The organism is Paracoccus sp. (in: a-proteobacteria) (genome assembly GCF_032007265.1).
Taxonomy (GTDB): Bacteria; Pseudomonadota; Alphaproteobacteria; order Rhodobacterales; family Rhodobacteraceae; genus Paracoccus.
Map to the genome: position 1 here is coordinate 1 of NZ_DALZMB010000081.1, position 18,911 is coordinate 18,911.

An 18,911-nucleotide genomic window follows, 5' to 3' on the forward strand; every position below is an offset into this window, starting at 1 on the left:
CACGCTACGAGAAAATTCTACTGCCGCATCCCCTTAACCAAGGGGAGGATTACCACGACGAGCCTGGCGAGGTGATTGCACTGGCAAAGGAGATTGTCGAAAGCTGTTGTAAGCTAATTCTTGATGATCGGAGGGTGAAATACTCCGCAAAAGCAGAAATCCCAGATTTGCTAAAACTTTTGCGGAAGGAGATCCAGATCATGCCGGAAGGAGTTGAAGAGACTGCGAAGGGTGCCGCAGAGATTAGGGATATCCTAACCAGTCTAGGGCGAATCGCACACTCTCTCGCGCCCCTACGAAACGCATACGGCAAGGGGCATGGTCGCGGGCGCGGCTTTAAGGGGTTGCAACCTAGGCACGCCAGATTGGCCATCGGCGCAGCAAGCACATTTGTCGATTTCGTGCTTGATAGGCACCTCACTCAGGCACAGCCGATAGCGGAAGCGAAGATGCCGAAGTGACCATAGGAATTGTGGATAAATACCTGAGTGCGTTTCGTTCTCTAGTCGGGTTTGCCATCCGACGGCAGTGAACGATGCCAAAAGCTTCAACATCAGCTTCACTCCGCCCTTCCAGCCCGATCATCTCTTAATGCACTCAGTTTGGACCGGCGCCATTTCCACCCTAAACTGGTAGTTTGTGAAAACGATGCATGCTTGCACCAACCATAAACCCCATTTTGGTGAGATTTATGGTCGTTTTTACACTTGCTGGGCCCCCATTCGCTCCAGGACTTACCTCAAGGCAGCGCGCAGACTTCCCGGTCTCAGACTATTGCGTGCAAAGCTCCGGCAGCTCGCGACCGGGCAATATCGACCCGCCCGGGATCAGCACGACCTCAACCCGTGGCACCGGCCCATCTTCGTTCTCCGAGGTCATAGTCAACGAGATCGCAGCCTTCGGAGCAATGCCAGAGCCTTCGGCGAAATTTTCAGAGACATCAAGCCAGGCACTACCCTCAAAGTTCCGGTTCCATGAGGTCCAGCCCCGATCCTGACCCAGCTCCAGTTCAAGGCGCCTCTTCCCTTGAAGAAGGATTTTCTCCCCGACGGTCGCTCTCAGGCTGTATTTTCCGACCGAGTCGCTTTCTGTTTTGACGAATTCAATATCCGTTCCCGCGAGACGAAGCTTACCCCATATCTTGCGCCCTTCATGCAGCTCTTCTGGAAAATCGACATTCAAGATTACCGGACCGAAGATCCAAGGGCGAAGGTCTTGATCGGTTATCGCGGCCTTCATCGTGTCAATCCAGGGGGCCAGAAGATGACTGGTCTCCTGCGCCCTCAAATCGGCCTGGAAGGACGTGATATTTGCCGACGAGCGCGCTTGCAGATTGCCACGAATATTATCGTAGCGACCGAGAATGCTGGCCGCAGCCTCGCAAGCCATCAATCGATCCACATCCTTCAACTCAGACAGGAAGATTTCTCTGACGACGACCTTGCGCTCAGTTTCGACAGCAAGGATCTTGCTGGCCAGCATTTGCTCCATAGCACGCTGGGTTTCTTTTTTGTGATCGTCGATGAGACCGCGCAAATCACGCTCGAAAGCGTCGCGCGTAACATATTCATCCAGGTTGATCATTGCCACGTCCGTGGCAACCCAAACAATGACGCCGCCGATCACACCACAGGCAGCAGCCCCTGGCCCGGTCCATGAACAGGCAGCAGCAGAAGCCGCACCACCAGTTGCAGCGGCGGCCCATTTCATACCTGTCTTTGTTCCCACCTTTGCTGCGAGCTTTATGGCAAGCTTCTTGGCGAAAGCCGTGGTGAATATCTTCAAAGTGGCCCCACCCACCAGGGCGACGCCAGCTGCTCCGACCGTTTTCTTCATCCGATCTTGGGAATCTCGCAACGCTTTGTTCACCACAGGCCCGAATGACTCTGCCTCGCCCGGCCCAACGGCCATTGCCTCATCCAGCGCCGTCCGAAACCTTTCGTCAAATTCCAAAGAGAGTTGCTCCGACACAGCGCTTAAACGCGTATCAAAACCGTCGAAGAGGTGTTTCTCCAGACCGTCTCCTAGCTGCCCCATCGCAGCCGAGCCCAATTCCAGCCACTCGCCTGTCAGAGAATAGTGAAAATCCATATAGTTCGGGATGCCTTCATAGACTGGGGCATAGGCCTCATCCAAACGGCCACTTATCTGCTCTCTGACCTTTTTTGCTTCTTTACCCGCCTTGTTGAGCCACTGCTCCACCTGCGTAGCATTCGTCCCTGTCTGATCGACTGAGCTGCCACTACCGTTTCCATCGCCGTGCTGTCCCGCTTGCCAGGTCGCAAGAAGTTGAAGGCTGACCGTAATCACAAGCAAAAGCACAATGGTTCCCCAGAACCAGCGTGACAGATCTGGTCTCTTGTGGCCTTCGATTCTGCTAGGGTCTTCTGGGGCCTGGTAAGACTGAGTCAATCAGCGCTCCGTGGTGATGTGTTTCAACAAAATGGGTGATGACCACGCTTGCCCTTGCAGCAAGAAAGCCGAACAACGCCATGTCCAGATTGAACAAAATCGCGATCAGGGGATAGTCCCTCATCTGCACCACCAGCCATATTTTTAATGCTTCAAAGGCATAGCCAAAGGCAAGTATCTCAGCAATCCAGCCACGTCTCTCCGGCAGCTTGCTCAACCCTGACCGCATCGCATCGGCAATATCCGCCGTGAGCATTTCTGCAGGAATGCTCACAGCATACCATGTGACGAGAAAGAGGGTGATCGAGAAGGGCAATCCAATCAGCCAGGCGCTCGGTCCGGTTGCGAAAATCCGGTCGAAGGGAGGCATGAAATGCCTAGTCAGAAAACTCTGCATCCAAAGGAAAGACCAGGCCGACGTGAAAACCAGGGCAAGAGAAACAACAATCTCAGCCCCTGACATCTCCAACGCATTCCAGGCCAATGCCGGCACGAGCAGCAAAACCAACAGCGTTGAGGAGAGAAATGCGCCTATCCGTCCGGTGAGCCATCCTGCAAGCCACGACCCAGACCTCAGAAATATTCTGCGTTCGGCCTTCCAACGATCAATGGTGATCGACCAATTCCCCAGAAATATCATGGCCGCCATACAGAGCAGCCAGATAGCGGCCCAGTCGGAAAAGCCATAGGTCAACTTCCAGAGCCAAAGGAACACGGCAGGCAGAAGGGTGACCACCAAGACGATTGAAAGTCTGCGCTGCATGAAGATCCCTTCCGCTGCCCCTTGTTTGATCGCTATTCAATGAGGCGACGTCGCGCAAGTCTGGACCGCCCTTTTTTATTGGCGCTGGCTGGTATTTAGCTGTGTCGCCCATGGCCTCCTCGCCCGGAAGTGACTTCAAAGCTTAATCGTGTCGCATCAGGTGGGTGTTTGATCCTATGGTTTAATGGTGCGATCCTTCCATTGGGGTGGAAGGATGGCGTCGGCGGCAAAGCCTTTGCCGCCCACCAGACCACGGGCAATGCACTGCGACACCACACGCTCGAAGACGCGACGAAAGAAATTACTGTCGCGAAACTTGCCATGCCGCAACTTCTAGAAACTCGAATGATGAGCTGCTGCCGGTTTCGTGGACACGAAGATAAGATCGTGACCAAGGCGCTGGAGAGTGGATATGACGAGACGGAAGTTCAGCCGTGAGTTCAAGATCGAGGCCGTCAGGCTGGTGACGGATCGGGGTGTCGCTGTGGCACAGGCCGCGCGTGACCTCAATGTGGCGGAGAGCGTGCTGCGGCGGTGGATGCGAGAGCTGACAGCCACGCCGGCGGTTGCGTTTTCCGGGAACGGGCAGATGCGGGCCGATCGGGCCGAGATTTCGGCTCTGAAGAAAGAGGTCGCCCGGCTCCGGGCGGAGCGTGACATCCTGAAGAAAGCCGCAGCTTTTTTCGCGCGCGAGGCGATATGAGGTTCGCCTTCATTGCCAAACGCCGCCATATCTGGCCGGTCAGCTGGCTCTGCAAGGTTCTTGAGGTTTCGCGGTCCGGCTTTCATGCGTGGCTCAGCCGCCCACCCAGCACGCGAGAGATCCATGACGCGAAGCTCGTCGCAGCGATCGAGGCGAGCTTCGGGGCCAGTGACCGGACCTATGGCGCACGTCGTGTCTGGCGGGATGTTCTTGAGGACGGGCTTGCCTGTGGGCTTCACCGGATAGAACGGCTGATGCGGATCAATGCCTTACGGGCACGACCCAGGCGTCGGGGAAAGCCCAGGGACGATGGGGAGCGGTCGGTCATCGCCGACAATCTCCTCGACCGCAACTTTCAGGCAGACCGGCCGAACCAGAAGTGGCTGGCCGATTTCACCTACATCTGGACCGCGGAGGGCTGGCTTTACGTCGCTGTTGTTCTCGACATCTTCTCCCGGCGCGCCGTGGGATGGTCCATGAAAGCTGATCGGGATGCCTCACTGGTCATGGACGCGCTGATGATGGCGGTCTGGCGACGCGGGAACCACATCGAGCACGCCAATGAGATGGGCACATCGGACCTGCATTGAACCAGCATCATGTTGGCGGCCTCTGCGCCGACCACGGACCGAAGCATGCACCCGGGTGATCTCAGACGAAGGTGGCTGTGCCAGCAGTGCGACGATCAGACCAAACCTGAAACCGCTATGCTGCGGACGACGGCGCATGTGTAAAACAGCTTGACTGAGACGGGCCCGTTACCGAAGTCCTGAGCCTAGGCACGCCAGATTGGCCATCGGCGCAGCGAGCACATTTGTCGATTTCGTGCTCGATCGGCATCTCACTCAGGCACAGCCGATAGCGGAAGCGGAGATGCCGAAGTGACCATAGGAATTGTGGATAAATACCTGAGTGGGTTTCGTTCTCTAGTCGGGTTTGCCAGCCGGCGGCAGTGAACGATGCCAAAAGCATCAGCATCAGCTTCACCCCGCCCTTCCGGCCCGATCATCTCTTGATGCGCTCAGTTTGGACCGGCGCCATTTCCACCCTAAACTGGTAGTTTGTGAAAACGATGCATGGTTGCACCAACCATAAACCCCAATTTGGTGAGATTTATGGTAGTTTTTACATCTGAACTGGCCCATCCCCCCTTAGCTTTCCAATTCGACGTCCCAGTAAAGGTAATCCAACCAACTGCGGTGCAGGTGATTGGGTGGAAAGCGTCGTCCTGCGGCCAGCATATCTTCGGCACTGGGGCGGCGGGCGGGGCGGCGTAAAGTCAGGCCCGAGCTGCGCAGCGGCCGGTTTGCCTTGCGCAAATTGCAAGGCGAGCACGCCGCGACCACGTTTTCCCAACTGGTGATGCCACCGCGCGAGCGTGGCACGACATGGTCGAAGGTCAGATCCCCTTTGGCGCCACAATATTGGCAACAAAATTCATCCCTCAGGAAAAGATTGAAGCGCGTGAATGCCACGCGCTTCTGAGGTTTGACGTAATCTTTCAGCACCACGACCGAGGGGATGCGCACCACCTGGCGCTGGCTTCGCACCACCTCGTCATATTCGGCGATGATGCTGACCCGATCCAAGAACACCGCCTTGACCGCCTCTTGCCAAGGCCAAAGTGACAATGGGTAGTAAGATAGCGGCCGATAATCGGCATTCAGAACCAACGCCGGGCAATGCCTCAGCGAGGATGGCTCGCGCACGAATTGGGTTCGAAAGTCGATCTGATCATAGGGCATATGCTCTGCTCCGATTATCTGCCGGAACCTGCCTTCTTTGGGGGGAGAATAGCCGTTCGCGAGGGGCTGACAAGTTCTGCTCGATTGGGGTGGGCCATAAATAGCCTTGGCCTGTAACGTGGGCGTGACGCCAAACGATGGCATCGGGAGGGCGCATATGCTTGTGATCGGTCCTGCGGGCGTCGCGTCGTCTCATGGATGTCTGGTCCAAGGTCACAACGGGCCATGCCACCGACACCTCAGATGCGTTGCGCCTATGGCGAAGCTGCATGGCCGGATCAGGGTTGGCATTGGCGCAGTGTGCTGCCTGCCCGGTTCTGGGATGGTGCGCTTTGTCAAAATGGGAACATCCCAAGCGTCTGGCCGTTGATCGGCCATGGCTCATGAACATACCCCACCACTTCCGCCGTCCCAACTTGCCCTGCTTGAGATCGCGATCTATGCGCAAAATCTGGAGGAATGTGCCGCTTTCTGGGCCAATGTCATGGGCTTGCGCGAAATTTCCAGACAGGCGGGGCGCCATGTCTTTTTCCACGCTGGCAATCAAGTCCTGCTGATTTTCGACCCGCGCAGCACTGATCATCCGCCTCGAGCAGATGCCCCGATCTTGGTTCCGCCTCATGGCACTCAGGGTGCGGGTCACCTGTGCTTTGCCGTGAATGACCAGGATATGGACAAATGGCGTGTCTATCTGGAGGGGGCTGGGGTCGCGATCGAGGCCGATTTCATCTGGCCTCAGGGTGGGCGATCGATCTATTTCCGCGACCCGGCGGGAAATTCGATCGAATTGGCAGATCCTCGGATCTGGCAAAAAATCTAGAGAGGCAGGGCGCGGCGAAACGCCCTGAACCATGCAAAGCCGCAGCTTGCGATATATCTGGTCGCGGGCTTTAGCGACGCACCTTACGGGCTGCGGCGGCGACTTTCACCGGCTGAGGCTTGGCAATATTGGCAGCAATGATGCTGACCGGGATCAACGCGATGGCGGCCGTCCAGATAAGATCCATGCGTGGTTCCTCCGACTTATTTGTGCGTCTTGATGGGGCAAGTCCCCGGCAGTCCAATCGTCAGGCGCGGCGGTTGATTTGGCGTCGCGCCTTCAATCAAGGTAAATACGACGCCAGCAGGTTCAAGCCCCAAGTTCATCCAAAATGAAACCAAGCGCGGAAGACAGCCCATCAGGCGAAATACCATGCCCGGTTCCATGCATCACATGGGTCGTGACATCGAAGCCCTGTTCGCGCAATGCGCTTTCAGCCAGTGCCATATCGGCAAAGGGCACCATCTGATCTTCATCGCCATGAAGCAGCAAAATCGGCGGGCGGACCTTGGTTTCGCTTGCCAGCGCTTCGGGTGCAAGCAAGCGGCCCGAAAAACCGACGACGCCCGCTACCGCCTGATCGCGGCGGGGCGCGATGTGCAAAGACATCATCGTACCTTGGGAAAAGCCCACCAGAATCATGCGGTCGGCGCTTAGCTCTTCTGCCTGAAGAACCGTATCAAGGAAGGCATTGATATCATCCACGGAAGCGGCCATCGAGGCGCGAGCCTGCTCCTCGCTGGAGCCATCGAGCCACGGGATCGGGAACCACTGATAGCCCATGGGATTGTTCACACAACGCTCGGTCGCGTCCGGGGCATAAAAGGCGGTATTGGGCAAATGCGGCGCCAGCGGCCCGGCCAAGCCCAGCAAATCAGCGCCATCCGCGCCGTAACCATGCAGGAATACGACGACCGATGTCGCCTTTTCAGGTCCACGTCGACCAGAGTTCAATGCGCGTGCCATAAGGCCCCCTTAGCGGATCGTTAACAGACGCTTTCTTTCGCGTCCGGGAAATCTAGCGAACGCCTTCGCGTCCCTTGATGATACGGTAGTAGGACCACAAAGCGCGCGCTGCAACTGAACGCCAGGGCCGCCAAGGCTCGGCCAGCGCCGCAAGCGCCTTGGGCCCCGGCCTGTCCGGCAGCTCGTATAAAACCCGCGCAGCCTCGGCCAGGGCAAGATCACCTGCCGCAAAGGCATCCGCGCGCCCCAAAGCGAATTTCAGATAGATATCCGCGCTCCATTGGCCAATCCCCGGCAAAGCGGTCAGGCGCTCAACCACGATCTGATCGGGCAAATCGCGCAAGGCTGCCCAGTCCATCCGGGCTTCGGCGATGGCTTTAAGATAGCGGGCCTTGGGTCGTGAAAGCCCCGCGGCACGCAATGCATCTTCGCTTGCATCTGCCACTGCGGCCTCGGATTGCAGGCCGGCCGCCGCTAGACGTGCCGCGATTGCAGCTGCCGCCTGCGTCGAGATCTGCTGCGATACAACCGCATCACAAATCGCCGCGAAACCATCGCTGCGCCGGCGCAAGGGCAATGGGCCCAACGTCGGCAGGATGCGCGCCCAGACGGGACAGACCGAGACCAGATAGGCCCGGCCCTCTTCAAGATCGCTATCGGCTTGGATCAGACGCAAGCAGGCCTCGTCATAGCTATTGATCGCGTAAGCTTGGGCGAAAGCTTAGCCAGAAAAGCCCGGGCTGCAAACTGCGCCACCGCCCCATGCGGGCAGCAGCGCCAGGCTTGGCTAGACTTCGTTATCGATCCCCGAGGCCGGGCGTTCAGCCTGAAGGCGCGCCTCTTCTTTCAGGCGGGTCTCGAATGCATTCGAGATATGGCGACGCAGGGCCTCTTCTGCGCTTTGCGCATCCCCCGAGGCAATCGCCTCGACCATGGCGCGATGCTCGGCCAAAGCCTTGACCCCGCGCCCTTCGGCAGCAAGCGAGGTGCGCGCCATCAGCGCCATGCTGCGATGAACAAGGTCAAGCTGCTGCACCAGATAGCGGTTATGCGATGCCAGATGGATCTGGTGATGGAAACGGCGGTTGGCACGGGCCAGCGCTTGCGGATCGTCAATGACATTGGCGTCATCCTCGACCATCCCCGCCAGAACGCGGATTTCTTCTGGGGTGGCGTGGCGAGCGGCCAGACGCGCCGCCAAAGCCTCTAGCTCGGCGCGCACGGTATACAGTTCGGCCAGCTGATTATGATCAAGCGTCGCCACAATCAGCGAGCGCCCGTCGCGTTTAAGCATCGACTGGGTTTCCAGCCGCTGCAGCGCCTCGCGAACCGGCGTACGCGAGACGCCAAAGCGCTCGGCCAGTTCGGATTCGACCAAACGGTCGCCGGGGCGGAATTGGCCATTATCGATGGCCGACAGGATCAGGGAATATGCGTCTTTCATGGGCGCGACGATCTGCCTTTGCTGCACAGATTGCAAGCGCGGGCAGAGCGGATTACCAAGGGTTTATGGATTTCTCACATGTTACCACCTGGATCTTCGATCTCGACAATACGCTTTACACCCCCGAGGTGCGGCTCTTTGCGCAGATCGAAAAGAAAATGACGGAATATGTCATGCGCGAATTGCGCGTGACCGAGGCCGAGGCCGCACGCCTGCGCAGCCATTACTGGCGCGAACATGGCACGACTTTGGCCGGGCTGATGATCGAACATGACATCGCCCCCCTGCCCTATCTGCGCTATGTTCACGACATCGATTTTTCCGAACTGCGCCCCGATCCGGATCTGGCCGCAGCCATCCTTGCCCTGCCCGGTCGAAAGATCATCCATACCAACGCCGACAGCCTTTATGCCGCGCGCGTTCTTGAGCATCGCGGCCTGTCGATTTTCGATGCCATCTACGGTGTCGAAGAGGTCGACTTTCACCCCAAACCCGATGCGCGCGCCTATCAGGCGGTGATCGCGGCGCAAGCCTTTGACCCGGCAACGGCCGCGATGTTCGAGGATGATCCGCGCAACCTGTTGGTGCCTGCCGCACTGGGCATGGGCACGGTTTTGGTCGGGACCGGACGTCATGGCCCTGATGAGCTGGCATTTGATCAAGATCATGGCGCGCATGTTCATCATCAGACACATGATTTGACGAGCTTCCTGCGCAAACTGGTCTAAGGGCCGGTCTGTGTCAGGAAATCTGATGACAATCAGTTGACTGATCCGCGAAGTAAGGAACCAGAAAAATGAGCAATTCCGCCAATGGCGCACAACTGGACGCGAACCAGAAAGCGCTTGAAGAACAGTATGAAAACCGCATCGCCGCCCGACTGTTGATCGGCGTGGTATTGGCGGTCGTCGTGGTCGTTGCTGCTGTCGCCATCTGGGGGCTGCCCGCCCTGACCATGGCCGGCCTTGCCGGGACTGCGCTGGTCATGCTCGTGCTGATCGCTTACGCTGCGGGCTTCTAGACCCACCCCGACAGGGCAACATCTGCCCGCCGCGTCAATGAGGATATAATGGCCGTGATTTCCGATGAGAGCGTTGATGTTCTGATTTCGGGGGGCGGTATCGCCGGAATGATCGCGGCGGCAGCCTTTGGCGCGTCGGGCCATCGCGTGCTGTGCATTGATCCCGCGCCGCCCGTGACAAGCGAGGGGCAGTTGGGCGCGGATCTGCGCTCGACCGCCTTCCTGCAACCCTCGATTCGCGTTTTGCAAGAGGCAGGCCTGTGGGACCGGCTTTCCAGCCATGCCACCCCATTGCAGATCATGCGCATTGTCGATGCGGGGGGCGCGCAAGCACAGGCGCGAATGGTGCGCGAATTTGACGCCTCCGAGATTTCTGACAAACCCTTTGGCTGGAACCTGCAAAACTGGCTGCTGAAGCGCGAGATTTCTGCCCGGTTGGAGACATTGCAAAATGTCGAGTTCCGTCCCGGAACGGGAACGGCGGCTTTGCTTGCGCGCGAGACTGGCGCAATCGTCACCCTAAGCGACGGACGGCGGGTTCACGCGAAACTGGTCGTTGGCGCGGATGGGCGCAACTCGCCCGTGCGCGAGGCTTTGGGCATTGGTGTCAAAACCATTCGCTACGGCCAAAAGGCCTTGGCCTTTGCCGTGACCCATGATCGCCCCCATGACAATATCTCGACCGAGATCCATCGATCGGGCGGACCCTTTACCTTTGTCCCGCTGCCTGACCGCGAGGGCAAGCATTCATCCGCGGTTGTCTGGCTTGAGCGCGGCCCCGAGATCCAGCGACTGGCAGCCCTGCCGCCAGATGAGTTCGCGCTGGAAATGAACCGCCGCTCGGCCGGTGTTCTGGGCCATCTGAGCCAGGCCACCCGGCTGACTGTCTGGCCGATCATCAGCCAGATCGCGCATCAGTTCACCGGCCCGCGCACTGCATTGATCGCAGAGGCTGCCCATGTCGTGCCCCCGATCGGCGCGCAGGGCCTAAATATGAGCCTGGCGGATCTGACAACGCTGGTCGAGCTGTCGCGCGACGATCCCGGCTCAAGGGCCAGCCTTGACGCCTATGCGCGCCGGCGTCGTCCCGATGCCTTGGCACGCCTGATGGGCATTGACGCGCTGAACCGCACCAGCATGGCCACGCCACGGCCGCTTCGTGACCTGCGGGCAGCAGCTTTGGGCACGCTTTATGCCAGCGGCCCGGTGCGGCGCCTGCTGATGAAGGCGGGTCTGGGCGCCAATTGATCGCATTGGGCCTATCGGCGATACGCCCTTTGATGCGCATTCCGCCTGCAAAACCGCACCGATCCGCATGTGCTTGACGCGCGATCCGCCGCGCATCCGGCCCATCGGGATCAGTCTACGGGCACTGGCTTCTTGCAGGCAGGCGCATGATTTGCCACAAGCCTTGCATGGCCAAATCTGTCACCTCCTTCACCTGCACCGCCTGCGGCGCCACCCATAAGAAATGGGCCGGGCGCTGCGAAGCCTGTGGCGAGTGGAACACGATCATCGAAGAGGCTCCGCTTAGCCAAGGCCCCGGGCGCGGTCTTGGCGCAGCGCGCGGCAAGACCATTCCGCTGAGCGGCCTTGCGACATCCGAGCCCCCTCCTCCGCGCGCGCGCTCCGGGATCGAGGAATTTGACCGCGTGCTAGGTGGCGGCATCGTGCCCGGCTCGGCGATCCTGGTCGGGGGTGATCCCGGCATCGGGAAGTCGACGCTTTTGCTTCAGGCGACAGCGGCTTTGGCGATGATGGGGCAAAACGCCATTTACCTGTCTGGCGAAGAGGCCAGCGCACAGGTTCGGCTGCGCGCGCTGCGCCTTGGGCTGGCGGATGCGCCTGTACGCTTGGGCGCGGAAACCGCCTTGCGCAACATCCTGACCACGCTTGATGCCGAAAAGCCCGATGTAGCGGTTATCGATTCCATCCAGACCTTATGGTCCGATACGGTCGATTCGGCCCCCGGATCGGTGTCGCAGGTCCGTTCTTCGGCGCATGAGCTGGTGACCTTTGCCAAGCGCAGCGGTACCGCGATCATTCTGGTGGGCCATGTCACCAAAGAGGGCCAGATCGCAGGCCCGCGCGTGGTCGAACATATGGTCGATACCGTCATCTATTTCGAAGGCGAGCGCGGCCATCAGTTTCGCATCCTGCGCGCCGTCAAGAACCGCTTTGGCCCCGCAGATGAGATCGGCGTCTTTGAGATGACCGGCGGCGGGCTGGCCGAAGTCACCAACCCTTCGGCGCTGTTTTTGTCTGAGCGCGGCCAACCCGTCCCCGGCAGCGCAGTATTTGCGGGGATCGAGGGCACGCGCCCGGTTTTGACCGAAGTTCAGGCCTTGGTTGCGCCCTCGACGCTGGCCAGCCCGCGCCGCACGGTCGTGGGCCTTGATTCGGGTCGCGTCTCCACCATCCTTGCCGTCCTTGAGGCGCGCTGCGCCATTCCCTTTGCCGGAATGGACGTGTTTTTGAACGTCGCGGGCGGCATGCGCGTGCTGGAACCCGCCGCCGATCTGGCCATTGCCGCAGCGCTTTTAAGCGCGCGCGAGGATATTGCCCTGCCGCCAGAAGCGGTGATCTTTGGCGAAATCAGCCTGTCAGGCGCCTTGCGCCCGGTAGCTCAGGCGGAAAATAGGTTGAAAGAAGCCCAGAAACTTGGTTTTTCACGGGCAATCTTGCCCGAGGCACAAAAAGTCGAGGGCATCGCGGGGATGCGGGTTGACCGCATTTCCGATTTGACGAGTTTTGTGGGCGAGATGTTCGGCGCAGGCTGAGCGACCACCAGCGCAGGCAAACCCTGCGGAAGGGCGAGAAAATGGACGGATTTACCCTCATCGACGGCATCGTTGCAGCCGTCATCATCCTTTCGGCGATCCTTGCCTATGCGCGGGGCTTCGTGCGCGAATCGCTGTCGATTCTGGGTTGGATCGCAGCAGCGATTTTGGCCTTTATCTTCGCGCCGACGGTGCGTCCGATGATCGCACAGGTGCCGGGCCTGAATAAGGTGCTGGCCGATAGCTGCGAATTGGCGACGATCGCAGGCTTTGCCGTGGTCTTTGCCGTGGCGCTTGTGATTTTTTCGGTGATCACGCCGCTCTTTTCTTCGGTGGTGCAGCGCTCGGCGCTGGGTGGCGTCGATCAGGGGATGGGCTTTTTGTTCGGCGTGGCGCGCGGCGTCCTTTTGGTCGCGGTCGCCTTTATCGTCTATGATCGCGTGATGACCACTCAGCCGGTCTCGATGGTCGATAACTCGCGTTCGGCGCAGGTGTTCAAGCGCATGACCAGCCAGATGGGCGAGCAGATCCCGCAGGATGCTCCGGGCTGGATCGTGAGCCGCTATGAGCAGATGGTGCGCAGCTGTGGCCCGGTCGGCGCCCCGGTCGATGCCTCGACCTCGACCCCGGCACAAAGCAGCCCGGTCACCACGACCCCGGCCACAAACTAAACGGATATTTTGGGGGTGCAGCCCCCCTATATGACGTTTGGATGAAATTTTATTCGCCCTGCCTGACTGGCAGGGCGTGACTTTCTTTGGGCGAGCCCCTACATAGGCGGCAGCTTCAACGCATAGCTACAGGACCGATACGGTGATGATGCAGCCATTCCTTGCCCATCCCTTCGATTCCGATCGCCTCCATGAGGAATGCGGCATTTTCGGAGTCATTGGTGTCGCCGACGCGGCCAATTTTGTAGCCCTTGGGCTGCATGCCTTGCAACATCGCGGGCAAGAAGCGGGCGGCATCGTCGCCCACGAGCCCGGACAAGGCTTTAACAGCGCCCATCGCTTTGGCTATGTGCGCGACAATTTCACCAAGCAATCGCTGATGGAAACCCTGCCGGGTCCCTTGGCGATCGGCCATGTTCGCTATTCGACCGCGGGCACCAAGGCCACGCCAGCCATTCGCGATGTCCAGCCCTTCTTCGGCGAATTCGCAATGGGCGGATGCGCAATTGCCCATAACGGCAATATCACCAATGCCGAGGCCCTGCGCCGCGAGCTGATCGAGCGTGGCTCAATCTTTCAGTCCTCCTCGGACAGTGAATGCATCATCCATCTGATGGCGCGTTCGATCCAGCGCAACATCCCCGAACGGATGAAAGACGCGCTGCGCCGCATCGAGGGGGCCTTTTCGGTCATTGCCATGACCCGGACCAAGCTGATCGGCGTGCGCGACCCGCTTGGCGTGCGTCCTCTGGTCATGGGCCGTCTGGCTGATGGCGCCTATGTGCTGGCCTCAGAGACCTGCGCCCTCGACATCGTTGGTGCGGAACTTGTTCGCGAGATCGAGCCGGGCGAAATGGTGGTGATTTCGAAGGGCGAGGTCGAAAGCTCGCGTCCCTTCGGGCCGTCCAAGGGTCGCTTCTGCATTTTCGAGCATGTCTATTTCTCGCGCCCCGATTCGATCATCGGTGGCCGCTCGGTCTATGAAACGCGCCGCCAGATCGGCGTAGAGCTGGCCCGTGAAGCCCCGGTCGAGGCAGATCTGGTCTGCCCCGTTCCCGACAGCGGCACCCCCGCAGCCATCGGCTATGCCCATGAAAGCGGTATTCCCTTTGGCATGGGGATCATCCGCAACCAATATGTCGGGCGCACCTTCATCGAGCCGACCGAGCAGATCCGTAATATGGGCGTGCGGCTTAAGCTGAACGTCAACCGCGCATTGGTCAAAGGCAAACGCGTGGTTCTTGTGGACGATTCGGTCGTGCGTGGCACCACCAGCCGCAAGATCAAGGATATGATCATGGATGCCGGCGCAAGCGAGGTGCATTTCCGCATCGCCTCGCCACCGACGGCCTGGCCCTGTTTCTACGGCGTGGACACCCCCGAACGCAGCAAGCTTTTGGCAGCGAATATGACGCCAGAGGAAATGCGTGAATGGATTGGGGTGGACAGTCTGCGCTTTGTCTCGTTGGACGGGCTTTACCGCGCCGTGGGCGAAGCCGAGGGCCGCAACAGCGCCTGCCCGCAATATTGCGATGCCTGCTTCTCGGGTGATTATCCGGTCGCACCCTTCGATCAGCTGCAGCGTGGCTTTCACATGCGCGCGGGCTCGGAAAGCGATCGCCAGACCGGGCATGCGGCCGAGTAATTCACCGCCCCGATGTCGCCAATCCAAAAGGCCGCCCCGTCAAGGGCGGCCTTTTTCATGTGCGCGACCCATAAGTTCGGGCAGGCTATTTGGCCGTGGGCTCGGGCAAAAGCACGGTAAAGCGGCTGCCCTTGCCCTTTTGGCTTTCAATGCGCAGGCGGCCGCGGTGGCGGTTGATGATATGTTTGACGATCGCCAATCCCAACCCTGTGCCCCCCTGCTCGCGTGAGCGGTGGGTATCGACGCGGTAGAACCGCTCGGTCAGGCGCGGCAAATGCTCCGAGGCAATTCCTTCGCCCTTGTCGGCAACGGAAATCGCCCAAGCGGGGCCGCGTAAGACGGCCTCATGGGGAACATGGGCAATCGCGATGGTGACGATGCCGCCCGAACCGCCATATTTGATTGCATTTTCGATCAAATTGTCAAAAACCTGCACCAGCTGGTCGGCATTGCCGATCACCGACAGTGGCTCGTGGGTCAGATCGGCCTCGATGACGACCCCGGCCGAGGCTGCGCGTTGTGTCAGACTGGCCACGACATTGCGCAAAAGCCCGATCATTTCGACACGCTGAACCGGTCGGCGGCGCTCTTCGGCCTCGACCCGGCTTAACGAAAGCAGATCGCCGACCAATCGGTTCATCCGCCCCGCCTCGCGTTCCATGATCCCTAAAAAGCGGTCGCGCACCGTCACATCGTCGCGCGCAGGCCCGCGCAGGGTTTCGATAAAGCCCATCAGGGCGGTCAGCGGTGTGCGCAGCTCATGGCTGACATTGGCCACGAAATCGCGCCGCATCTGTTCGGCGGCCTCAAGGCTGCTGCGATCCTCAAAGGCCAGCGCAACCAAGCGCTTTGGCCCCGATTTCAGCGTCGATCCGGTGACCTCAAAGGAAAGCTCACCCCCCTGCGCCGCAATCGGCACCATCAGCTTTTCCTGATGTGATCCGCGTTGCGCCAGCAAGCGCTCGACCATTTCATTCACGCCGGGGTGGCGCAGCACCGTCACAAAGGGCCGACCGACGATGCCCTCGCCAAACAGATTGCGCGCTGCCGCATTGGCCATCAGCAACCGCATCTGCGGATCGATGACCAGCATCGCCATCGGCACAGCCTCGATCAGCAACTCCGACGAGGGGCTGGCCATGGGTCAGACCTGACGCAAACCGGCGCGAAACCGGGCGGCATTCGCGCGATAGCTTTCGGCCGATTTCAACAGATTGTCGCGCGCGGTCTGGTCCAGTTCGCGGACGACTTTACCCGGAGAGCCCATGACCAAGGCACCGGGCGGGATCTCTTTGCCTTCGGCCACCAGCGCACCTGCGCCAATCAGGGCACCGGCACCGATCTTGGCGCCGTTCAGAATAATGGCCCCCATCCCGATCAGCGCACCATCCCCGATGGTGCAGCCATGCAAGATCGCACGATGCCCGATGGTGCAATTTTCACCAACCGTCAGCGGAAAGCCAAGATCGGTATGCAAGACGCAATGTTCCTGAACGTTCGAGTTCTGGCCAATGCGGATGGTCTCATTGTCTCCGCGCAGGACCGCACCGAACCAGATGCTTGCCCCCTCGTCCAGAACCACCTTGCCAATCACCTGCGCGTCGGGCGCGACCCAGGCATCATCGGCAAGTTGCGGTTGATGTCCGTCGAGTTCCCAAATCATGCCCGTCCCTCTTCTGCCATCAATTTGCGGATGAATGCGCCCAGTCCGGTCTGGCGATCACGCCGCAACCGTTCAGCGCCAAGAATGGTCTTAAGCTCTTGCGTCGTTTGTTCCAGATCATCATTGACCAGAACATAGTCATATTCGGCCCAATGGCTGATTTCATTCAGGCTTTTGCGCATGCGGCCTGCGATCACCTCGGGGCTGTCCTGCCCGCGCGAGATCAGCCGACGTTCCAGTTCGACCAGATCGGGCGGAAGGATGAAGATCGACACGACATGGCTTCCCAGCGAGGATGCGCGTATCTGCTGACCGCCCTGCCAGTCCACGTCGAACAGCGTGTCGCGCCCTTCGCGCATCGCAGTTTCGACAGGGCCTTTGGGCGAGCCATAGAAATTCCCGAACACCTCGGCATGTTCCAGCATTTCCCCGGCATCGACCATCGCGCGGAAATCCTCGACCGAGCGAAAGTCGTAATGCTGGCCGTGAACCTCGCCCGGACGCGGCGCGCGTGTGGTCGCCGAGACCGAAAATTTCAGCGAAGGGTCCCAATCCATCAAACGCCGCGCAAGCGTCGATTTCCCTGCGCCGGATGGAGAGGACAGGATGATCAAAAGCCCGCTGCGTTCCATAAAAACCTCGATAGTCTGAATGATGCTTCAATGGGCAACCCGGCCCGCGGGGTCAAGTCCCCCGCTCTCTGGCCGCGCACATGGGCCCCCCGCCAGATGATCAAGAACCGCCCCGCAGCGGGTTAGGGTCACTTGCCATGCACGCTCAAGCGCCAAGCTTAACCATTCGCCAATATTTCAATCGTTTGGCGGATCAAAAACTGCTAATTTTGTGTTATAGGTGATCTGTTACACCTTTTCGAGTTCCTCCATGTTCAATGACGACACCGAAAATAGCGACGCCACTTCAGCCCCGCCGACAGAAGAGGCCCCTTCTGCCAGCAATGGCGATGTCGTGCGCATGGTCGACTTTAACACGGTTCGGCCCGGTCAGATCCTGCTGGAATTGCGCGCCTATTGGGAAAGCCTGCGCAAAGGGCGTGCCATCCCCGATCGCTCGGATGTCGAGCCACGGGGCATTCGCGCGGCATTGGATTATGCCTTTATTCTGGAACGGATCGCGCCCGGTGCCGCGCGGTTTCGCCTTGCGGGTCGCCATCTGGTCGATCTGATGGGGATGGAGGTACGCGGCATGCCGCTTTGCGCGCTGCTGAACCCGCCGTCACGCGGGCGGCTGTCAGATGTGTTGGAAAGCGTGTTCAAGGCCCCGCAGATTGCGGAGTTGCAGCTGTCATCGCCGGGGGGCTATGCGCGCCCCGAATTGACCGGGAAAATGCTGATCCTACCGCTGAAATCCGATCTGGGCGATGTGACCCGCGCCTTGGGATGTGTCATCGCCGAGGGCGAGATTGGACGCGGTCCCCGCCGCTTTGACCTAATCTCGGATCAGGTTTTTCCAGTCATTGCCGGTGCATTGGTGCTAGAGCCCAGCCCATCGGCACATGGCTTTACCGAAGCCGCGCCAAACTGGCGCCCCTCGCGCCCTGCCCCCAAGGTCGAGGAAACCCCCGAAGAGCGCCGGGCCCGGTTCAAGCTGGTTTCAGACAAAGACTGATCACCACGCCCAGCGCTTGCCAGCTGATCTGTCCAGACAATGAAAAACCGCCGCAACCAATACAGGTTACGGCGGATTTCTTCATTTTAACACGGGGTTGACCCGTGATGTGATCAGCTGGCCTTCGCTTGACGGGCCTCGTCAAGGCGACGACCGCGCAGCTCTTCGGCAACCAAGAAGGCCAGTTCAAGCGATTGGCTGGCATTCAGGCGCGGATCGCAGGCGGTGTGATAGCGCGAGGACAGATCCTCATCGGTCACGGCCCGCACGCCACCCGTGCATTCAGTCACATCCTGGCCGGTCATCTCAAAGTGAACGCCGCCCGGAATGGTGCCTTCGGCTTTATGCACCGCAAAGAACTCGCGTACTTCACGCAGCACCGAATCGAAGGGGCGGGTCTTGTAACCCGATGCCGCCTTGATCGTATTGCCATGCATCGGATCGCAGGACCAAACGACGCTTGCCCCCTCTTCCTGCACGGTTTTGATCAGCCGCGGCAGGTGATCACCCACCGATCCCGCACCAAAGCGCGCGATCAGCGTCAGCCGGCCCGCCTCATTGGCCGGGTTCAGCTTGGCCATCAGCACCTTAAGATCCTCGGCGGTGGTCGATGGGCCGCATTTCAGACCGATCGGGTTTTGAACGCCGCGGC

Annotated in this window: 20 protein-coding genes and 1 pseudogene; 11 read left to right on the forward strand and 10 right to left on the reverse strand. The window is 59.6% G+C overall.

What is annotated here, in order from left to right:
* A partial coding sequence (locus RTS12_RS15270; protein WP_312530049.1) for an abortive infection family protein occupies positions 1–461 on the forward strand: 461 nt, incomplete at its 5' end.
* Positions 462–771: 310 nt separating this feature from the next.
* On the opposite strand, the gene RTS12_RS15275 is transcribed toward RTS12_RS15270, so the two are convergent.
* Positions 772–2,412: a hypothetical protein gene (locus RTS12_RS15275; RefSeq protein ID WP_312530051.1), complete on the reverse strand. Its 1,641-nt coding sequence runs from the start codon at positions 2,410–2,412 to the stop codon at positions 772–774.
* Entirely contained in the window at positions 2,378–3,175 is a 798-nt protein-coding gene (locus tag RTS12_RS15280; RefSeq protein ID WP_312530053.1) for a hypothetical protein, read from the reverse strand. The genes RTS12_RS15275 and RTS12_RS15280 overlap by 35 nt, the downstream gene beginning before the upstream one ends.
* A 168-nt stretch (positions 3,176–3,343) precedes the next feature.
* Between RTS12_RS15280 and RTS12_RS20800 the strand changes: the two genes are divergently transcribed.
* Positions 3,344–3,613 (forward strand): hypothetical protein, encoded by a 270-nt coding sequence (locus RTS12_RS20800; RefSeq protein WP_409455694.1) that lies wholly within the window; start codon positions 3,344–3,346, stop codon positions 3,611–3,613.
* Positions 3,588–4,453, forward strand: a pseudogene (locus RTS12_RS15290) (IS3 family transposase); the annotation flags it as partial. The gene RTS12_RS20800 and the pseudogene RTS12_RS15290, both read left to right, overlap by 26 nt.
* 576 nt (positions 4,454–5,029) lie before the next feature.
* Here RTS12_RS15290 and RTS12_RS15295 read toward each other — a convergent pair.
* Positions 5,030–5,623: an HNH endonuclease gene (locus RTS12_RS15295; RefSeq protein WP_312530055.1), complete on the reverse strand. Its 594-nt coding sequence runs from the start codon at positions 5,621–5,623 to the stop codon at positions 5,030–5,032.
* 376 nt (positions 5,624–5,999) lie between these two features.
* Here RTS12_RS15295 and RTS12_RS15300 point away from each other — a divergent pair, with 376 nt between their 5' ends.
* On the forward strand, positions 6,000–6,443 hold the full coding sequence (locus RTS12_RS15300) for a VOC family protein (protein WP_312530057.1): 444 nt from the start codon (positions 6,000–6,002) through the stop codon (positions 6,441–6,443).
* Positions 6,444–6,752: 309 nt separating this feature from the next.
* On the opposite strand, the gene RTS12_RS15305 is transcribed toward RTS12_RS15300, so the two are convergent.
* The 3 genes from RTS12_RS15305 to RTS12_RS15315 all read right to left on the reverse strand — a co-directional run bounded on the left by RTS12_RS15305 (position 6,753) and on the right by RTS12_RS15315 (position 8,853).
* Positions 6,753–7,409 carry an alpha/beta fold hydrolase gene (locus RTS12_RS15305; protein WP_312530059.1) on the reverse strand — a complete coding sequence of 219 codons (657 nt, stop codon included), beginning with the start codon at positions 7,407–7,409 and terminating at the stop codon, positions 6,753–6,755.
* A 52-nt stretch (positions 7,410–7,461) separates the two neighbouring features.
* Positions 7,462–8,085, reverse strand: coding sequence for a DNA-3-methyladenine glycosylase 2 family protein (locus RTS12_RS15310; RefSeq protein WP_312530062.1), 624 nt, complete (start codon positions 8,083–8,085; stop codon positions 7,462–7,464).
* 111 nt (positions 8,086–8,196) lie between these two features.
* Positions 8,197–8,853, reverse strand: a complete 657-nt coding sequence (locus RTS12_RS15315) for a GntR family transcriptional regulator (protein ID WP_312530064.1) — start codon at positions 8,851–8,853, stop codon at positions 8,197–8,199.
* Between the two features lie 65 nt (positions 8,854–8,918).
* Here RTS12_RS15315 and RTS12_RS15320 point away from each other — a divergent pair, with 65 nt between their 5' ends.
* From RTS12_RS15320 to purF, 6 genes are all read left to right on the forward strand, one after another.
* Positions 8,919–9,581, forward strand: coding sequence for a pyrimidine 5'-nucleotidase (locus tag RTS12_RS15320; protein ID WP_312530066.1), 663 nt, complete (start codon positions 8,919–8,921; stop codon positions 9,579–9,581).
* A gap of 68 nt (positions 9,582–9,649) precedes the next feature.
* Positions 9,650–9,874, forward strand: coding sequence for a hypothetical protein (locus tag RTS12_RS15325; protein WP_312530068.1), 225 nt, complete (start codon positions 9,650–9,652; stop codon positions 9,872–9,874).
* Between the two features lie 48 nt (positions 9,875–9,922).
* A complete protein-coding gene (locus tag RTS12_RS15330) occupies positions 9,923–11,122 on the forward strand; it encodes a UbiH/UbiF family hydroxylase (protein WP_409455695.1) in 1,200 nt (399 codons plus the stop codon).
* Between the two features lie 167 nt (positions 11,123–11,289).
* Positions 11,290–12,654, forward strand: coding sequence for a DNA repair protein RadA (gene radA, locus RTS12_RS15335; protein ID WP_312530070.1), 1,365 nt, complete (start codon positions 11,290–11,292; stop codon positions 12,652–12,654).
* Positions 12,655–12,695: 41 nt separating this feature from the next.
* Positions 12,696–13,325, forward strand: coding sequence for a CvpA family protein (locus tag RTS12_RS15340; protein ID WP_312530072.1), 630 nt, complete (start codon positions 12,696–12,698; stop codon positions 13,323–13,325).
* 148 nt (positions 13,326–13,473) lie between these two features.
* On the forward strand, positions 13,474–14,970 hold the full coding sequence (gene purF / locus RTS12_RS15345; RefSeq protein WP_312530083.1) for an amidophosphoribosyltransferase: 1,497 nt from the start codon (positions 13,474–13,476) through the stop codon (positions 14,968–14,970).
* An 85-nt stretch (positions 14,971–15,055) separates the two neighbouring features.
* Here the strand turns inward: purF and RTS12_RS15350 are convergent, their stop codons facing one another.
* The 3 genes from RTS12_RS15350 to gmk are packed head-to-tail and all read right to left on the reverse strand — an operon-like array spanning position 15,056 to position 17,265.
* Positions 15,056–16,111, reverse strand: a complete 1,056-nt coding sequence (locus tag RTS12_RS15350) for an ATP-binding protein (protein WP_312530074.1) — start codon at positions 16,109–16,111, stop codon at positions 15,056–15,058.
* A gap of 3 nt (positions 16,112–16,114) precedes the next feature.
* A complete protein-coding gene (locus RTS12_RS15355) occupies positions 16,115–16,633 on the reverse strand; it encodes a gamma carbonic anhydrase family protein (protein WP_312530077.1) in 519 nt (172 codons plus the stop codon).
* Positions 16,630–17,265: a guanylate kinase gene (gene gmk / locus RTS12_RS15360; RefSeq protein WP_312530079.1), complete on the reverse strand. Its 636-nt coding sequence runs from the start codon at positions 17,263–17,265 to the stop codon at positions 16,630–16,632. Before gmk ends, RTS12_RS15355 begins: the two co-directional genes overlap by 4 nt.
* A gap of 250 nt (positions 17,266–17,515) precedes the next feature.
* Between gmk and RTS12_RS15365 the strand changes: the two genes are divergently transcribed.
* On the forward strand, positions 17,516–18,259 hold the full coding sequence (locus RTS12_RS15365) for a PAS domain-containing protein (RefSeq protein ID WP_312530080.1): 744 nt from the start codon (positions 17,516–17,518) through the stop codon (positions 18,257–18,259).
* Positions 18,260–18,372: 113 nt separating this feature from the next.
* Here the strand turns inward: RTS12_RS15365 and RTS12_RS15370 are convergent.
* Positions 18,373–18,911: 3-deoxy-7-phosphoheptulonate synthase (locus tag RTS12_RS15370; RefSeq protein ID WP_312530081.1), on the reverse strand; the 539-nt coding region annotated here is incomplete at its 5' end.

Excerpts from the sequence above, each read along its gene's own strand:
- RTS12_RS15305 (WP_312530059.1), bottom strand. The coding sequence starts at position 7,409 with ATGGCACGCGCATTGAACTCTGGTCGACGTGGACCTGAAAAGGCGACA.
- RTS12_RS15315 (WP_312530064.1), bottom strand. The coding sequence starts at position 8,853 with ATGAAAGACGCATATTCCCTGATCCTGTCGGCCATCGATAATGGCCAA.
- RTS12_RS15350 (WP_312530074.1), bottom strand. The coding sequence starts at position 16,111 with ATGGCCAGCCCCTCGTCGGAGTTGCTGATCGAGGCTGTGCCGATGGCG.
- RTS12_RS15355 (WP_312530077.1), bottom strand. The coding sequence starts at position 16,633 with ATGATTTGGGAACTCGACGGACATCAACCGCAACTTGCCGATGATGCC.
- RTS12_RS15330 (WP_409455695.1), top strand. The coding sequence starts at position 9,923 with ATGGCCGTGATTTCCGATGAGAGCGTTGATGTTCTGATTTCGGGGGGC.
- RTS12_RS15340 (WP_312530072.1), top strand. The coding sequence starts at position 12,696 with ATGGACGGATTTACCCTCATCGACGGCATCGTTGCAGCCGTCATCATC.
- RTS12_RS15325 (WP_312530068.1), top strand. The coding sequence starts at position 9,650 with ATGAGCAATTCCGCCAATGGCGCACAACTGGACGCGAACCAGAAAGCG.
- RTS12_RS15320 (WP_312530066.1), top strand. The coding sequence starts at position 8,919 with ATGGATTTCTCACATGTTACCACCTGGATCTTCGATCTCGACAATACG.
- RTS12_RS15295 (WP_312530055.1), bottom strand. The coding sequence starts at position 5,623 with ATGCCCTATGATCAGATCGACTTTCGAACCCAATTCGTGCGCGAGCCA.
- purF (WP_312530083.1), top strand. The coding sequence starts at position 13,474 with ATGCAGCCATTCCTTGCCCATCCCTTCGATTCCGATCGCCTCCATGAG.
- gmk (WP_312530079.1), bottom strand. The coding sequence starts at position 17,265 with ATGGAACGCAGCGGGCTTTTGATCATCCTGTCCTCTCCATCCGGCGCA.
- RTS12_RS15280 (WP_312530053.1), bottom strand. The coding sequence starts at position 3,175 with ATGCAGCGCAGACTTTCAATCGTCTTGGTGGTCACCCTTCTGCCTGCC.
- RTS12_RS15300 (WP_312530057.1), top strand. The coding sequence starts at position 6,000 with ATGGCTCATGAACATACCCCACCACTTCCGCCGTCCCAACTTGCCCTG.
- radA (WP_312530070.1), top strand. The coding sequence starts at position 11,290 with ATGGCCAAATCTGTCACCTCCTTCACCTGCACCGCCTGCGGCGCCACC.
- RTS12_RS15365 (WP_312530080.1), top strand. The coding sequence starts at position 17,516 with ATGTTCAATGACGACACCGAAAATAGCGACGCCACTTCAGCCCCGCCG.